Origin of the sequence: uncultured Streptococcus sp., from assembly GCF_963518475.1 — a bacterium.
Taxonomy (GTDB): Bacteria; Bacillota; Bacilli; order Lactobacillales; family Streptococcaceae; genus Streptococcus.
Genome location: NZ_CAUQJA010000017.1, coordinates 1 through 16,009, shown reverse-complemented (window position 1 = coordinate 16,009; position 16,009 = coordinate 1). Strand labels below are relative to the sequence as shown.

The window sequence follows — 16,009 nt, the reverse complement described above, 5'->3', positions numbered from 1 at the left end:
TCCTACTGATTATTAGGATGATGAGGAAGGCGAGTTGCATATTCGTCTTTATTGACCTGACGACCGCGACCAATAGCAATCGCATCCGCCGGCACGTCTTTAGTAATAGTTGAACCAGCACCAACGAGGGAATTGTCACCTAACTCAACTGGCGCAATAATGGTTGAATTTGAACCAACAAAGACATTGTTGCCGATGACTGTCTTGTATTTGTTTTTGCCGTCATAGTTGACTGTAATGGTTCCTGCACCGAAATTAACCTTGCTACCCACTTCACAGTTTCCGATATAAGTCAAATGACCAGCCTTAGTATTCTCGCCGATAGAAGAACCTTTCACCTCAACAAAGTTACCAATATGAACTTGGGCACCCAGACTTGAACCTGGACGAAGGTGGGCATAAGGTCCGACTGTCACTCCGTCAGCAACACTACTTTCTTCAATCATAGAATTGGTAATGACAGCTCCTGCTCCAATAGTGCTGTCCACTACATAGGTACCGTTTGTCAAAACAGTCTCAGCACCAATTTTCGTTTGCCCTTTCAAGGTAACATTGGCTTCGATTTGAACTTCAGGAGCAATCTCAACATCAATATCGATATAAGTTGCTTCTGGGTTGACAAAGCTAACACCGTTGACCATGTGTTGATGATTGATGCGACGACGCATAACCGACTCAGCAGTCGCAAGAGCCACACGGTCATTTACCCCAAGACTTTCATCAAAATCTTTCAAAGTATAAGCGCCAACTTTTTCACCAGCTTCACGGAAAATGCCAATGACATCTGTAATATAGTATTCACCTTGAGCGTTATTGGTATTGATATTTTTCAAAGCCTCAAACAAACGCTCGTTGTTAAAGACGTAAGTTCCAGTGTTGATTTCCTTGATTTGTTTTTCAAAATCTGTAGCATCCTTCTGCTCAACAATGCGAAGAACTTCAGCATTATCATTACGAACAATTCGTCCATAGCCGAAAGGATTATCCGTTTCAGCAGTCAAGATAGTCGCCACATTTTTATGATTGATGTGGAAATCAATCAAGTTTTTCAAGCTTTCACCAGTGATTAAAGGAGTATCCCCTGCAATGACCAAGGTGTGACCTGACAAACCTTCTAAGATAGGCTCTGTCATCATAACTGCATGTCCAGTCCCTAACTGTTCAGATTGAGTCACAAATTCTGTCTGTCCAGCCAAGACCTGCTCAACCAATTCTGCCTTGTGTCCTACAACTGTTACTGTCTTTTCAGGTTGGATAGCTCCCACACTACGGAAAACATGTTCCAACATAGAAATACCCGCAACCTTGTGCAAAACTTTTGGCAAATCAGATTTCATGCGAGTCCCTTTACCCGCTGCTAAAATAATGGCATAATTTGACATAATCTTCTCTTTTCTCTAGAAATTCCCTTTTATTATACCATATTTCAAATCATTACGCGCCCTTGAATGAAAAAATGCTCTAAAGTCCTTTCTTAACCCATTTTTTGAGTATTTTTTTTGATTTTTTTTCATTTTTAAGGTAAAATTATGGAATATGAGAAAGAAAATTAATCCGCTTATTTTATTTGGTTTTTTTGGGATTATGATTTTCATTTTAATCCTGAATCGCCCTCGTTTTGAGGACCATCCTGTAAAAACAAAGTCAAATATCGCGCAAGTAGAAACGCAAGCGCTACACAATATAGATAAACCGGTAATTGATGTTTCTGGTTGGCAACGTCCTGAGGAAATAAATTACGATACTCTGTCCCAAAACATTTCTGGAGCTATCGTTCGTGTACATAGTGGCGCTCAGTCTTTAAAAGAAAACGATGCTTCCTTTGTTAATGGGGTAGATAAGGCCTTTAAAACCCATATTACCGAGTTTCAAAAACGAAATGTCCCAGTTGGTGTCTATGCCTTTGTAGCTGGAAAAAGTGTCCAAGAAATGGAAAAGGCTGCTGAAGTTTTTTATAACGCTTCATCGCCATACAGCCCTAGTTACTATTGGCTAGATGTGGAAGACAAAACCATGTCCAATATGAACGAAGGTGTTGAAGCCTTTCGAGCAAAACTAGAATCACTTGGTGCTAAAAATATCGGCATCTACGTTGGGGTCTACTTCATGGAAGAACACAGTATTGATACAGACAAGTTTACGTCTGTTTGGATTCCTTCCTATGGTTCTGACTCAGGATTTTACGAAGCAACTCCTAAGACTGATTTAGATTACGACATTCACCAGTACACATCTAAAGGAAAAATTGCTGGCTTTGACCACGATTTGGATATCAACGTCATTTCTTCCTTAAAAAACAAAGAAGAAACCTTTAGAAAAATCTTTTTAAAACCTTAAAAGCATTTGTTTATCATTTGCTTTTTCTTTTTGTGTTTGATTGTGATACAATATAGTAAGGATTTTTTGAAATAGAAATAGTTGGAGGAACAATATGCTCTCATGGTTAGCACGTGTTATTAAAGGGATTGTCATTGCTCTTGGATTTATCTTACCGGGAATTTCCGGAGGGGTTCTAGCAGCAATCTTAGGAATTTATGAACGAATGATTGGCTTTCTGGCCCATCCCTTTAAAGACTTTAAAGAAAATGTTTTGTACTTTATTCCAGTTGCCATCGGTATGCTTCTGGGAATCGGCTTATTTTCCTACCCGATTGAATACCTGCTTGAAAATTATCAGGTCTTTGTCTTATGGAGCTTTGCGGGCGCCATCATTGGTACAGTTCCTAGCCTCCTCAAAGAATCAACTCGAGAATCTGACCGAGACAAGATTGATTTAGCTTGGTTCTGGACAACCTTTATCATTTCTGGATTAGGACTCTATGCCTTAAATTTTGTTGTTGGAACCTTAAGTGCCAGCTTTCTTAATTTCGTCCTAGCTGGTGCACTGCTGGCTCTTGGCGTATTAGTTCCTGGCCTCAGTCCATCAAATCTACTTTTGATTTTGGGTCTCTATGCTCCTATGTTAACTGGTTTTAAAACCTTTGACCTCTTGGGAACCTTCTTCCCGATTGGAGTTGGGGCAGGTGCAACTCTCATCATTTTTTCAAAATTGATGGATTACGCCTTAAACAACTACCACTCACGCGTCTATCATTTCATCATCGGAATCGTCCTTTCTAGTACCCTTTTGATCTTGATTCCAAATGCAGGAAACGCTGAAAGTATCCAATACACGGGACTTTCACATGTCGGTTATGTCATCATCGCCTTCTTCTTTGCGTTGGGAATTTGGCTTGGTATTTGGATGAGCCAATTGGAGGATAAGTATAAATAATGGCAAAAAAAGTTAAAATCAAAAAAACATTGGTAGAACAAATTCTGTCTAAAGCAGGCATCCCACATCAGGGGATTCAAATCAATGCCCTAGAAGGAGAGCTTCCTCAAGATTATGAACGAGATCAGATTTTCAAAACCTTGGCTCTTTTGGGAGACAAGACAGGACCGATTATTGGAATTGTCCCTATCACCCAACACTTGTCGGAAAAGAAACTAGCTAAAATTTCTGGCAATAAAAAAGTGAGCATGATTCCACAAAAGGACTTGGAAAAAACAACAGGTTATATTCATGGAGCCAATAATCCTGTCGGAATTCGTCAGAAACACAATTACCCCATTTTTATCGATAAAATCGCTCTAGACTTGGATCAAATGATTGTCTCTGCTGGGGAAGTTGGTCACAGCATTATCGTCGCGCCACAAGATTTGGCCAGCTTTGTAAAGGCCGACTTTGCAGATATCTTGGAGGACAGCCAATAATGAAACTCTACTTTGTCCGCCACGGTCGTACAGTCTGGAACCAAGAAGGACGCTTTCAAGGTGCTAGTGGTGATTCTCCCCTTCTTCCTGAATCCATTGACACCCTAAAACGACTTGGCCAGTATCTCAAGGAAATTCCTTTTGAACAGATTTATTCAAGTGATTTACCTCGAGCAGTCAAATCTGCTGAAATTATCCAAAGTCAACTCCAGACCCCCTGTCCTTTAGAAAGTGTTCCTAATCTCCGTGAATGGCAGCTGGGGAAGTTGGAAGGTTTGAAAATCGCAACCTTGGAAGCTATTTACCCGCAACAAATCAAAGCTTTCCGATCTAATCTTGCTCAATTTGACACTCAAATATTCGGAGCTGAATCCCTCTATAGCACCACGCAACGGACCATCCAATTTATCAAATCATTAAAAGATTGTCCTGCTGAGCGTATTCTAATTGTCGGTCATGGTGCTAATCTTACTGCCAGTATTCGTACTCTTCTAAGTTATAAAGAACCTCTTCTTCGTAAAGATGGAGGTCTAGCAAATGCCAGCCTGACAATTCTAGAAACCCATGATTTTGAAACATTTACGCTCGATACTTGGAATGATACTTCCTATCAATAACAGAACTTGATTTTATCGTCAAGTTCTTTTTAGTTTTGAAAGATTATCCGTGAATTTCTTGCTTATTTATGATAAAATGGGAGTATCGCAAAAAATGACTCATCGTATTCAATTTTGAGTAAAACTAGGAGGATCCCATGTCAACAGAACATATGGAAGAACTAAATGACCAGCAGATCGTTCGCCGTGAAAAAATGGCTGCTCTCCGTGAACAAGGAATTGATCCTTTCGGAAAACGTTTTGAACGTACTGCAAATTCACAAGAATTAAAAGATAAATATGCTGACCTCGATAAAGAACAATTACACGATAAAAACGAAACAGCTACTATCGCAGGACGCTTGGTAACTAAACGTGGTAAAGGTAAAGTTGGATTTGCCCACCTTCAAGACCGCGAAGGTCAAATCCAGATCTACGTTCGTAAGGATGCTGTCGGTGAAGAAAACTACGAAATCTTCAAAAAAGCAGACCTTGGTGACTTCCTTGGTGTCGAAGGCGAAGTGATGCGTACAGATATGGGAGAACTCTCTATCAAGGCTACTCACATCACACACTTGTCTAAGGCTCTTCGTCCACTTCCAGAAAAATTCCACGGTTTGACAGACGTTGAAACAATTTACCGTAAACGTTACCTTGACTTGATTTCTAACCGTGAAAGCTTTGAACGCTTTGTTACTCGTTCAAAGATCATCTCTGAAATCCGTCGTTACCTTGACCAAAAAGGATTCCTTGAAGTGGAAACACCTGTTCTTCATAATGAAGCCGGTGGTGCTGCTGCCCGTCCATTTATCACCCACCACAATGCCCAAAACATTGACATGGTACTTCGTATCGCGACTGAGCTTCACTTGAAACGCCTTATCGTCGGTGGTATGGAGCGTGTCTATGAAATTGGTCGTATCTTCCGTAATGAAGGAATGGATGCCACTCATAACCCTGAGTTTACTTCTATCGAAGTCTACCAAGCTTATGCAGACTTCCAAGATATCATGGACTTGACGGAGGGTATTATCCAACACGCTGCTAAATCAGTTAAAGGTGATGGCCCAGTTAACTACCAAGGAACTGAAATCAAGATTAACGAACCATTTAAACGTGTTCACATGGTAGATGCTATCAAAGAAATTACTGGTGTCGATTTCTGGCAAGACATGACTTTCGAGGAAGCCAAAGCTATCGCTGCTGAGAAGAAAGTTACAGTTGAGAAACACTACACTGAAGTTGGTCACATTATCAATGCCTTCTTTGAAGAGTTTGTTGAAGAAACCTTGATCCAACCAACCTTTGTCTATGGGCATCCAGTAGCTGTATCTCCACTGGCTAAGAAAAATCCTGAAGACGAACGCTTTACTGACCGTTTCGAGCTCTTCATCATGACTAAGGAGTACGGTAATGCCTTTACTGAGCTCAACGACCCAATCGACCAGCTTAGCCGTTTCGAAGCCCAAGCTAAAGCCAAAGAACTTGGTGACGATGAAGCGACAGGCATCGACTACGACTACATTGAAGCCCTTGAATACGGTATGCCACCAACAGGTGGTTTGGGAATCGGTATCGACCGTCTCTGCATGCTCCTCACTGATACAACCACTATCCGTGATGTATTACTCTTCCCAACAATGAAATAATCACTTATCCTCTGGTACTTGCCAGAGGATTTTTTGATGCAAAAAAAGACTGAGTAAAAACTCAATCTCTACTTTTCACTTCTTTGGTTGCTACATCTTCTCCAAACCATTTTTGGCTGATTTCCTGGAACTTCCCTTCTTGATGTAGTTCAACAAAGGATTGATTTAAAGCTTGCAGTAATCTTTTGTCAGCAGGTCTGACACCTACAGCAAAAGATTCACTCTCAAATCCAGCTGAAAAGACATTATAGTCATTTAATATTCCTTCAGACTGAAGATAATAATTGGCATACACTCGGTCAATCAACAAGGCATCAATACGGTCATTCTTCAAATCGATCAAAGCCTCATTAAAACTCTGGTATTGATTGGCCTTCTGGTCTTTGACACGATTTTTCAATAAATCTGGCTTGGCTTCAAAGTCTAAATAACCAGAGGAACCGGCTTGGGCTCCCAAGGTCTTATCCTTCATATCCTCTACTGAACGAATTTGCTGGTTTTTCTTCGCAACCAGAACTTGCTGATTTTCCATGTATGGAATGCTAAAAGCAACCTTCTCTCGGCGTTCATCAGTGGCAGAATACCCATTCCAGATGGCATCAATAGTTCCATTTTGCAGTTCCGTCTCCTTCATATCCCAGTCAATTGGCTGAAATTGAATCTTGAAACCTAATTTTTCTGAGACAGCTTGTGCTAAGTCAATATCAAAGCCTGTATACTGTCCATTCTTTTCTTCAAATCCCATAGGTACAAAGGTATTGTCAAAACCAATAGTAATGGTCCCCTGCTCTTGATATTTATCCCAGTTATCCTGCTTTGGATCGCTAGCCTTCTGAGTACAAGCCGTTAAAAAGAGAGTCAGGATAGAAACCAATACTAAAGCAATTTTCTTATTAGTCATTGGCACCTCCTACTTGGGCTCAACCTTGAGAATCTGATCTGCGATATTTTCAGCGAATTGTAAATCGTGGGTAACCACAATCTGCGTCATCCCAAGTTCCCTATTTTGCAAGATTAGTTTTTCCACTTCCAAGCGCAATTCTGGATCCAGGGCAGAAGTCGGCTCATCATAACCTATGATTTCTGGGTCAATCATCATAGCACGCGCCAAGGCTACCCGCTGCTTTTGCCCACCAGATAGTGAGAATGGATAGGCGTCTGCGTGCCCTGACAGTCCTAACTGTTCCAGGAGCCCACGCGCCTTCTTATCAGCCTCTTGCTGCTTCATTCCCATAGTTTTCACAGGTGATAAAGTCAAATTATCTAGAACTGATAAATGAGGGAAAAGTTGAAAATCTTGGAATACAAATCCCAGTAGATTCCGCTTCTCCAATTCATCCAGTTCTAAAGGTTCTCCATTATAAAAGATTTGTCCTGAATCAATGGTTTCCAGACCCGCAAGCATGCGCAAGAGGGTTGTCTTACCTCCACCAGAAGGTCCTACAATAGCCAGGATTTGCTTTTCAGGAATTTTTAGACTGAAATTGGACAAAATTTGCTTTTGACCAAAACCCTTATTGATATTTCGTAATTCTAACATAGCAGCCTCCTATCTATAGTAACTGTACTTCTTCTCAACTTTTTTGGCAAGAATGGTCACAATACCAATCAAAATTAAGTAAATGGCTCCTGCCAAGAACATTGGAACCAGACTAGCATCACGGTTGGCAGCTGTTCGACTAGCCAAGATAAGATCTGAAATTCCTAGAGCATAGACCAAAGAAGTATCCTTGACCAAACTCATAACTTCATTAAAGACACTGGGAAGAACAATTTTGGTCACCTGAGGCAAAATAATATAGCGCACTGTGTCAAAAGAATTAAACTTCAAGACCTTGGCAGCCTCATATTGACCTTTAGGAATGGTATCAATTCCCCCACGAAAGATTTCAGCAAAGTAAGCCGCATAATTGAGAACAAAGGCAATGATAGCCGCAGGAAGACGGTCCAAACGAATCCCAATACTTGGTAGGACATAATAGATAAAGATTAATTGCAAGAGCAAGGGTGTTCCCCGCATAATCCAAATATAAATATTAATCAGATGATGGAGGGGCTTCCAATGGACTTGCAAGGCAAAGGCAATCAAAACGCCCAAGGGAATAGAAAAAATCAAGACCAGTGCAAAAACCTGCAAAGTCATGCTTGCACCGCTCAATAAACTCGGTAATATCTCAAACAAATAAGACATACTGCACCTCCTAAAAATAATTGTTCCTATTATAGCATAAATAAACAAAATAACCAATAATTTTTGTAAAAAAATTCTATTTGAAAAAGAAAAACTATATCTATCAAAAATGATTAGATACAGTTTTTAAAAATATATTCTTACAATCTCTCAAATAGTTCTTGCATTTGCACATCATCTGGAACCAGTTTTAAGTAAGCTTGAGCATTGACTTTTGCTTCCTCAAAGTAGCCCAGTTCACGCAAGAGATAGATATAGTGTTCTAGAAATTCTGGATTGTCTTTCAAATCTCCTGCCAACTCTTGGTAATGCTCATAGGCAGTATCCAAATCGTCCATCTCTTGATAAGAACGAGCAATCATCCACTTGGTCAAAAGATTCTCTGGCTCATTACTTTGTAAGTCTAAAATATCCTCATAGCGTTCCTGCTCCAGATAAATAGTAGCTAGACGGAGTATGATTTCTTCCGTATCCTCAGCATCTTCTTTAGCGGTAAGGAGATAATTTTCTGCACCACTAGCATCATGCAGTTCATAAGAGAATTGTGAAGCAGCTAGCAAGAGGCGAGTTTCAAAGGGATTTTTCTCTAAGCCTTGCTTAGCGATACGCAGGGCTTCTTGAACTTGATGTTCCTTATGTAAGGCCTGACTATAACCATATTCATAGCCTTCAAAGTCAGGAGAAATGGTATCGATCTGCTTAAAATAGAGGACGGCCTTTTGGTATTCTTCTTGATCAAAGTAAAGACTGGCCAACTCAAAAGCTGTTAGGTCATCGTATTCTAACTCCAGGGCTTTTTCTAAAAACTCTGTAGCCGTTTCAAATTTCCCTAACTGGGCATAGGCAAAGCCAATCCGTTGATAGGTGGAAATGCCTGTTTGCTCATAAATCGAGCGATTATCTAACTGAGCATAGCCTTGAATGGCCTCTTGATAATTTTCCAACTCACTATCCAACTCTGCTAAACCCAATACCAAGAGAGGATCTTCTGAGTAAGTCAAGGCCTCCAATAATTTCTCACGCGCCACATCTGTCAAACCTTCCAACTGGTAAAGGTCTGCCTTCAGAGCCAAAGCCGAAACATACCAGTCACTGTCAGCTTGGATTTCCTCAAGATAAGCAAAGGCCTCTTCGATTTGACCATCCTCGCTAGCAATTGTTGCTAGATTTAGATTAACCTCTGGGAAATCCTCTTCAATTTTCAGGTAAATTTCCTTGGCCTGAGGATAAAAACCAATTCCTTCAAGATAAGTAGCTAACTCATACAGAAGGTCATTTGGATCATTTTCTAAAGCTTTGACGAAATAATGCTCAGCCTTGGTTAAATCTTGCTCTTCCAAAGCCTGTAACATCTGTTGACTATTGTTCACTCTTGACTTCCTCTCCCTCTAGTTCATATAGGCCACTGACTACTTTATACCATTCGAAAATCGCTGAAATGACAACCTTAGCAGAGGCATAAACTGGAATACCGAGCAAGACTCCCCAGATACCAAACATGGATCCTGAAGTTAACAAAACAAAGAGAACATTAATGGGATGGATGTTTAATTGACTTCCCAAAATCAATGGAGAGACAAAACGACCTTCAATAGTTTGTTCTACGATAAAGACAATCACTACTTTCAAAAGCATGACTGGCCCAGCAATCAACCCCAATACTAGAGCAGGAAGCATGGCTAAGAAGCTACCCAAATAAGGAACCAGATTTAAGATACCAGCAGTAACACCCAGCGTAACCGCATAGCGTAGACCAATAATCTTGAAGAAAATCATAAACATTACTGCAACAATAATAGCCACTGTTACTTGTCCTCTAACATAATTAGACAACTGCTGATTCACATCTGATAAAACTTGTCCAACAGGTTCTTTCAATTTCGTTGGCATGAATTGGGTCAAATAGTGACGTAGTCCTTTTCCATCACGTAAGAGATAAAAGAGCATGAAAGGAACGATAATCAAGGCAACAATCACTTGAGAAGCCCCGCTAATAAAGGCGCTCACCCAGTTGACTGCTTGAGATGAAACCTTACTTGCCCAAACTGTAGCCTGACTTGAGAAGTTTGTCAAAACTTGTTCTAACTGAGGTCTGAAATCATCTGGTAAACGCTTGGTTACCAGATCATCAATAACCCTGTCAGCATCTTCTAGGTAGACTGGAACATTCCTCGCAAAACTTAAAACCTGACGTTGTAGATTTGGAATAGCTACTGCCAAACCCCAAATGATAAAGAGAGCGATGATGACAAAGACAATACTAATCGCTATGACGCGATTAATCTTATGCTTCTCCATCCAATCAACAATAGGATTCAATAAATAGTATAGTAAACCAGATAAAATGACTGGCAACATCACGACTGCCAAAAAGTCTAAAACAGGTGAAAATAGAAAACTAATCTTACTTAAAATAAAAAGATTCAGTCCCAATAATAAAGTTACCAAAAATACCGTAATTGCCTTGTTATCCAAAAACCACTTGAAAAACCAAGATAGGCTAAAATGTTTCTCTTTTTGCTCCATAAATACTTCCTTTCTTTTGTTCTCTCATTATACCATTTTTAAATCAAAATAACTCTTTTTTAAAGTGCTTACATGGAGACAGCGACATAAAAAATCCCCTCAAAAGAGGAGATTCGATTAGTCTTGAATATGACGGTCTAAGTTCTTCTGATAATCAGCATTGGATTTGCCTTTTTCATCAGCAAATTTCTTGCGGAACTCATCCATTTCTTTGGAAGTGACAATCTTATCTTGGAGTTTAAGATATTTATAACTGTTATCTCCTGTTTTATCACCAATCCAACCATCAGCACCACTACCTAGTACTTTCTTCGTTACTAACATTTGGGCACCGTCTGAGTGTACAGGAATAACTAGAGCACTATCTGTTAACCAAGCTTGCGCCTTAGCATATTTAGAATAACGTTTTTGCAGATCTGTTTTTTCACTATTTGCATCATCAATCAATCCTTTGTATTTATCCAATCCAACTGTTTTAATGGCTGGATTGTCTGTTCCTGGTGCTACACCAAGAGAGCCGAGGAGACTTGGACCTGAAGTTGGATCAAATACATCTAGATAAGTTGATGGATCTGCATAATCCGGACTCCAACCACTATTAACATTAATGTCCCAATCAACATTATTATTTGATGTTGCTAGAACAGTCATGTTTCCCAATTCATCATCAGAAACCTGTTGAATGTCAACAACTACATTTTCAGAGCCCAAGGATTCTTCAATGGATTGTTTATAAGACTGAGCTTGATGGATAAAATCTGTCTGAGTCGATGAAACTGGAAGATCTAAATGAATCGGAAACTGTACTCCATCAGCTTGAAGAGTTTTCTTAGCAGATTCAAACTTAGCTTTAGCCTTGTCTACGTTATGAAGTGAATCTTGCGCATCATCAAGACTGACATCTTTCCAGACATTATCCAATTTATCCAATTCTATCTTAGTTACTTGACCAAACGATTGGTCTCCAACTTGTACAAATGTTGGAGGAGTGAAACTTGTACGTAATTTACGAGGCGCCACTTCATCCCCAAACACCTGAGAAACAGCTGCTTTACGATCTGCAGCAAATGCCAAGGCTTGACGGAAATCTTTGTTTAAAAGTGCTTTCTTAGTAGAGGATTTTTCTACATCACTTGTTTTAGCAGTATGATTGTATGACACACGATCAATATTAGTAGACATATAGAATACGCCACCTCTTTGTTGACCATATACAATATTATCCTTGTACTTTTCTTTTAGACGTTCATAGTTGGCAGAGTTTTTAAAGAGTGGAGCAGCTGGATAATGTCCCTCATCAAAACCGCGTCCTAGAGAGTCTGCATCTTGACCATCAAAGAAGGATAACTTGATATCATCAATAAAGACATTCTGCTTATCCCAATAATTTTGGTTTTTGGTCATTTCGATAGAAGATTTCGAAGTAAGCCCCTTAAGAAGATATGCCCCATTGTATAGTATACTCGTTACATCAGTAGCCTTACCAAAATCATCTCCTTTAGATGCCAAAAAATCTCCACTCACGGGAGCAAGAACTCCCATTGTTGTTTTTGAATTCCAGAAAGATTCTGGATGGTTCAAAGTATAAACAACAGTATAATCATCTGTTGCTTTCACGCCTACGGTTGAGAAATCTGTTGTTTTCCCATTTACATAGTCATCCAATCCTTTGATAGAATCCTGTACCAAATAGAGAGCCTGTGATTTCTTATCAGCTGCATGCTTCAGACCAGTTACAAAATCCTGAGCCTTAACTTCACCATACTCCTCTCCCTCATTGGTATACCACTTGACACCCTGACGGATTTTATAGGTATAGGTCAAACCATCTTTGGAAACAGTCCAATCTTCTGCAACTGATGGGACCAGATTCCCATATTGGTCATTTTCTAATAATCCATCAATAACATTACCTGTAATCTGTTTAGTGCTGACATTACCAGAAACTGTATAATCCAAAGTAACAGGATCTAATGAGAATACATAGGCATAAGTAACTGGTTTAGTTGCTTGTTTAGTTGCTTCTTTATTACCATTACCAGATGAACACGCTACTAGCACTGCTGCCGAGAGTACAGCAACTCCTGCTGCTAAGAAAACACGTTTTTTCATAGTTAAACTCCTTTGCAATTTGTATAAGATTATTATAGCACTTTTATTAAGTAAATCAATGAAAACATTTCTAATATTATCATCAAAAGAATTAGGTAAAGCTCTTGCTAATCTTGATTTCTTTATACTTCCATTTTTGTGATATAATAGTCTTATCTTTTGTATAGAGGTAAAGTTATGAAAAAAACTGTTTATTTTGGAACTTATACACGTCGGACTTCCCAAGGGATTTACAAGGCAGACTTTGATACAGAAACTGGTCAGCTTTCAAATCTAGAACTTTTTGCTACTGAGCCAAGTCCAACCTACCTTGCCTTTGACCAGCACCAACATTTATACACTGTTGGTAGTCAAGACGATAAGGGTGGAATTGCAGCATATCAAACTAATGGTAACTTATTAAATCACGTCGTTGAAGAGGGAGCCCCCCACTGTTATGTTGCCGTTGATGAAGAGCGTGATTTGGTTTACGCGGCAAACTACCACAAGGGACAGGTCCTTGTTTATAAACGTCAGGAAGATGGTCGTCTTGTACTTAGTGATATTGATCAACACAGTGGCCAAGGTCCACATGAAAATCAAGCTTCTCCACATGTTCACTATACAGATTTAACACCTGACCACTATCTAGTGACCTGCGACTTGGGAACAGACCAAGTTATCACTTATGATTTTGATTCAGAAGGAAAATTATCTAAGCTCTATACCTATCATAGCCAGCCAGGAGCAGGCTCACGCCATATTATTTTCCATAACCATTATAAAATCGCTTATCTCATTTGTGAACTCAATAGCACTATCGAGGTTCTAATCTACGATGGTGTTGGCGAATTTGAACGCATGCAAGTCATTTCAACTCTACCAGACGGTTATGAAGGCTTTAATGGTACTGCTGCCATTCGTCTCTCTAAAGATGGTAAATACCTCTACGCCTCTAACCGTGGTCATGATTCTATCGTAGTATATACAATCCTTGCGGACGGTAGCTTAGAGTTGTTAGAAATCGTTCCGACACATGGTCAGACTCCACGTGATTTTGATTTGACACCAGACCAAGAATTTGTCATTGCTGTCCATCAAGACTCTGACAATGCAACCGTCTTTAAACGCAATTCTGAAACTGGACGTCTAGCAGAACTTTCTAATGACTTTCATGTCCCAGAAGCAGTCTGCATCAGTTTTGCCCCTTAAGAAAACATAAAAAAACGGGCTCTATAATATTTGTAGTGGGTAAATCCCCTATGGATATTATGGAGCCTATTTTTGTGTAGAAAAAAAGTCCCATAAGATCTATAATGAAAAGCGACCAAACTATCATTAGAAAGAATCATATGGAACAATTACATTTTATCACAAAACTGCTAGATATCAAAGACCTCAATATCCAAATTATGAATCAATTTCATCGAAAGTCTCATGAATACAAGGCTATCAAGCGCTACTGGAAACTCATCCAACAAGATAGTCGGAAAATAAGCGATAAACGTTTTTATCATCCTACTTTTCGTATGCACTTGACGAATAAAGAGATTTTAGACAAGCTTTTGGGCTATTCAAAAGACTTGAAACACCACTACCATCTCTATCAACTCTTGCTGTTTCACTTTCAGGACAAGAAGCCTGACAAATTTTTCGGACTCATTGAGGACAATCTGCAGCAGGTTCATCCTCTTTTTCAGACTGTCTTTAAAACCTTCCTCAAAGATAAAGAGAAGATTGTCAATGCCCTTCAACTACCCTATTCAAACGCCAAATTAGAAGCAACGAATAATCTCATTAAACTCATCAAACGCAATGCCTTTGGATTTCGGAACTTTGAAAACTTCAAAAAACGGATTTTTATTGCTCTGAACATCAAAAAAGAAAGGACGAATTTTGTCCTTTCTCGAGCTTAGCTTTTCTTCAACCCACTACAGTTGACAAAGAGCCAAAAAAAGAAGATGACGAATCATCTTCTTAAAAACTATGAGTTTTTAGTCTTCTTTTTTCTTGCGAGAAAGAAGTCCAAATCCACCTAGGGCTCCAAGAAGTCCAAGCGCTGCGAGGCTAGCGTTAGCTTCTGTACCTGTGTTAGGCAATTCTTTAGCCACTGTATTCACGTTAGCTGTTTCTTGGTTAGCGTTTGTGGCTTGAGTAGCTTGGTCATTAGCTAGAATTGCATGATTAGTTGCTGGAGAAACTTTCAACATGAAGTCTTCTATACGTTTAACCATTGCATCCACTTCTGCTTGAGTTGCGTTTGCATTGGCAAATACTTCTTTAGCGGCTGCTAATAATGCGTTCGCTTCTTTCACAGTTTCTGCATCAAGCTTAGCTGATTCTTGGATGATTAGCTTATCCAATTGACGAATAGCACCTTCTAACTTCGATTTATCGACTATCGTTTCAGCGTTATTAATTCTATTATTTCCTCGATTATATGATGGAACATAAGGAATTTCTTTAAAGATATCTTTAGCTAAAACTGTATATGCTTTACCATTATTCAAAATAACCGTTGCATTTCCTTTATCATCGAAGATTACTTCTGCTACATCTGGGTTAGCTGCCATAATTTTGGCTTTAGCTCCCGCTTTATCCGCGTCTGTTAAGTTGTCCAAATCAGCTACAAGTTGTTTTTCAAAATCAAGATTAAGATTTTCACCATTGTTTTTAGTTGCTACATCTGCTTCATCTTTAACTAATTGTTCAGCTGAAATTGTTGCTGTTTTTCCATCTACTGTGGTTACTGTCGCGTTACCCTTTTCATCTACAACAACTGTTGAGCCTGGATTTACAGCTTCCACAGCAACCTTAATCTTAGCAATTTCTTCAGGAGTTAAGTTATTCTTATCTGCTACCAAGGTGCGTGTAGCTGGAATATTCACACCATTTTGCTCAGATAGGTCTGCAAGTTTTTCTGTTGGAATAACTAGTTGAGAAGCAGGAATTACGGCTGTCTTACCATCTTTCGTAGTAACTGTCGCATTTCCTTTGTCATCTACTACTACCTTAGCACCTGGATTAACTGCTTCTACTGCTGTCTTAACTGCTTCTTTTTCTGAATCAGTTAAAGCATCTTTCTTAGCAACTGCTGTTTTAACCGCCGGTGTGTTGATATCATTGCCTGCATTTGGTTTAGCGACTGCTTCTGCTGTCTTCGTCAAATCAGCTGCTGGAATAACCGCTGTCTTACCTGA

At 39.5% G+C, this 16,009-nt stretch carries 14 protein-coding genes and 1 pseudogene; 7 read left to right on the top strand and 8 right to left on the bottom strand.

Annotated features, from left to right (window positions below):
* Positions 1 to 2: 2 nt before the first annotated feature.
* Positions 3 to 1,382, bottom strand: a complete 1,380-nt coding sequence (gene glmU / locus RYK12_RS07385) for a bifunctional UDP-N-acetylglucosamine diphosphorylase/glucosamine-1-phosphate N-acetyltransferase GlmU (RefSeq protein WP_314848174.1) — start codon at positions 1,380 to 1,382, stop codon at positions 3 to 5.
* Positions 1,383 to 1,536: 154 nt separating this feature from the next.
* Between glmU and RYK12_RS07380 the strand changes: the two genes are divergently transcribed.
* From RYK12_RS07380 to lysS, 5 genes are all read left to right on the top strand, one after another.
* Entirely contained in the window at positions 1,537 to 2,337 is an 801-nt protein-coding gene (locus RYK12_RS07380; RefSeq protein WP_049544045.1) for a glycoside hydrolase family 25 protein, read from the top strand.
* A 94-nt stretch (positions 2,338 to 2,431) separates the two neighbouring features.
* Positions 2,432 to 3,274: a DUF368 domain-containing protein gene (locus RYK12_RS07375; RefSeq protein WP_314848172.1), complete on the top strand. Its 843-nt coding sequence runs from the start codon at positions 2,432 to 2,434 to the stop codon at positions 3,272 to 3,274.
* Entirely contained in the window at positions 3,274 to 3,756 is a 483-nt protein-coding gene (locus RYK12_RS07370; protein ID WP_314848170.1) for an aminoacyl-tRNA deacylase, read from the top strand. Before RYK12_RS07375 ends, RYK12_RS07370 begins: the two co-directional genes overlap by 1 nt.
* Positions 3,756 to 4,373 carry a histidine phosphatase family protein gene (locus tag RYK12_RS07365; RefSeq protein WP_261065276.1) on the top strand — a complete coding sequence of 206 codons (618 nt, stop codon included), beginning with the start codon at positions 3,756 to 3,758 and terminating at the stop codon, positions 4,371 to 4,373. Before RYK12_RS07370 ends, RYK12_RS07365 begins: the two co-directional genes overlap by 1 nt.
* 137 nt (positions 4,374 to 4,510) lie before the next feature.
* Entirely contained in the window at positions 4,511 to 6,001 is a 1,491-nt protein-coding gene (gene lysS, locus RYK12_RS07360; protein ID WP_314848168.1) for a lysine--tRNA ligase, read from the top strand.
* Between the two features lie 61 nt (positions 6,002 to 6,062).
* On the opposite strand, the gene RYK12_RS07355 is transcribed toward lysS, so the two are convergent.
* From RYK12_RS07355 to RYK12_RS07330, 6 genes are all read right to left on the bottom strand, one after another.
* Entirely contained in the window at positions 6,063 to 6,902 is an 840-nt protein-coding gene (locus RYK12_RS07355; RefSeq protein ID WP_314848166.1) for an amino acid ABC transporter substrate-binding protein, read from the bottom strand.
* 9 nt (positions 6,903 to 6,911) lie between these two features.
* A complete protein-coding gene (locus tag RYK12_RS07350; RefSeq protein WP_314848164.1) occupies positions 6,912 to 7,541 on the bottom strand; it encodes an amino acid ABC transporter ATP-binding protein in 630 nt (209 codons plus the stop codon).
* A gap of 9 nt (positions 7,542 to 7,550) precedes the next feature.
* Positions 7,551 to 8,192 carry an amino acid ABC transporter permease gene (locus RYK12_RS07345; RefSeq protein WP_314848162.1) on the bottom strand — a complete coding sequence of 214 codons (642 nt, stop codon included), beginning with the start codon at positions 8,190 to 8,192 and terminating at the stop codon, positions 7,551 to 7,553.
* Positions 8,193 to 8,332: 140 nt separating this feature from the next.
* Positions 8,333 to 9,562 (bottom strand): tetratricopeptide repeat protein, encoded by a 1,230-nt coding sequence (locus tag RYK12_RS07340; RefSeq protein WP_314848159.1) that lies wholly within the window; start codon positions 9,560 to 9,562, stop codon positions 8,333 to 8,335.
* Positions 9,552 to 10,718, bottom strand: a complete 1,167-nt coding sequence (locus RYK12_RS07335) for an AI-2E family transporter (protein WP_023946967.1) — start codon at positions 10,716 to 10,718, stop codon at positions 9,552 to 9,554. Before RYK12_RS07335 ends, RYK12_RS07340 begins: the two co-directional genes overlap by 11 nt.
* Positions 10,719 to 10,835: 117 nt before the next feature.
* Positions 10,836 to 12,830 (bottom strand): peptide ABC transporter substrate-binding protein, encoded by a 1,995-nt coding sequence (locus RYK12_RS07330; RefSeq protein WP_314848156.1) that lies wholly within the window; start codon positions 12,828 to 12,830, stop codon positions 10,836 to 10,838.
* Positions 12,831 to 13,007: 177 nt separating this feature from the next.
* Between RYK12_RS07330 and RYK12_RS07325 the strand changes: the two genes are divergently transcribed.
* Positions 13,008 to 14,021 (top strand): lactonase family protein, encoded by a 1,014-nt coding sequence (locus tag RYK12_RS07325; protein ID WP_060628023.1) that lies wholly within the window; start codon positions 13,008 to 13,010, stop codon positions 14,019 to 14,021.
* Positions 14,022 to 14,212: 191 nt separating this feature from the next.
* Positions 14,213 to 14,725: pseudogene (locus RYK12_RS07320) on the top strand (transposase); the annotation flags it as partial.
* A gap of 78 nt (positions 14,726 to 14,803) precedes the next feature.
* Here the strand turns inward: RYK12_RS07320 and RYK12_RS07315 are convergent.
* A partial coding sequence (locus RYK12_RS07315; RefSeq protein ID WP_314848152.1) for an LPXTG cell wall anchor domain-containing protein occupies positions 14,804 to 16,009 on the bottom strand: 1,206 nt, incomplete at its 5' end.

Excerpts from the sequence above, each read along its gene's own strand:
- glmU (WP_314848174.1), bottom strand. The coding sequence starts at position 1,382 with ATGTCAAATTATGCCATTATTTTAGCAGCGGGTAAAGGGACTCGCATG.
- RYK12_RS07380 (WP_049544045.1), top strand. The coding sequence starts at position 1,537 with ATGAGAAAGAAAATTAATCCGCTTATTTTATTTGGTTTTTTTGGGATT.
- RYK12_RS07375 (WP_314848172.1), top strand. The coding sequence starts at position 2,432 with ATGCTCTCATGGTTAGCACGTGTTATTAAAGGGATTGTCATTGCTCTT.
- RYK12_RS07370 (WP_314848170.1), top strand. The coding sequence starts at position 3,274 with ATGGCAAAAAAAGTTAAAATCAAAAAAACATTGGTAGAACAAATTCTG.
- RYK12_RS07365 (WP_261065276.1), top strand. The coding sequence starts at position 3,756 with ATGAAACTCTACTTTGTCCGCCACGGTCGTACAGTCTGGAACCAAGAA.
- lysS (WP_314848168.1), top strand. The coding sequence starts at position 4,511 with ATGTCAACAGAACATATGGAAGAACTAAATGACCAGCAGATCGTTCGC.
- RYK12_RS07355 (WP_314848166.1), bottom strand. The coding sequence starts at position 6,902 with ATGACTAATAAGAAAATTGCTTTAGTATTGGTTTCTATCCTGACTCTC.
- RYK12_RS07350 (WP_314848164.1), bottom strand. The coding sequence starts at position 7,541 with ATGTTAGAATTACGAAATATCAATAAGGGTTTTGGTCAAAAGCAAATT.
- RYK12_RS07345 (WP_314848162.1), bottom strand. The coding sequence starts at position 8,192 with ATGTCTTATTTGTTTGAGATATTACCGAGTTTATTGAGCGGTGCAAGC.
- RYK12_RS07335 (WP_023946967.1), bottom strand. The coding sequence starts at position 10,718 with ATGGAGCAAAAAGAGAAACATTTTAGCCTATCTTGGTTTTTCAAGTGG.
- RYK12_RS07330 (WP_314848156.1), bottom strand. The coding sequence starts at position 12,830 with ATGAAAAAACGTGTTTTCTTAGCAGCAGGAGTTGCTGTACTCTCGGCA.
- RYK12_RS07325 (WP_060628023.1), top strand. The coding sequence starts at position 13,008 with ATGAAAAAAACTGTTTATTTTGGAACTTATACACGTCGGACTTCCCAA.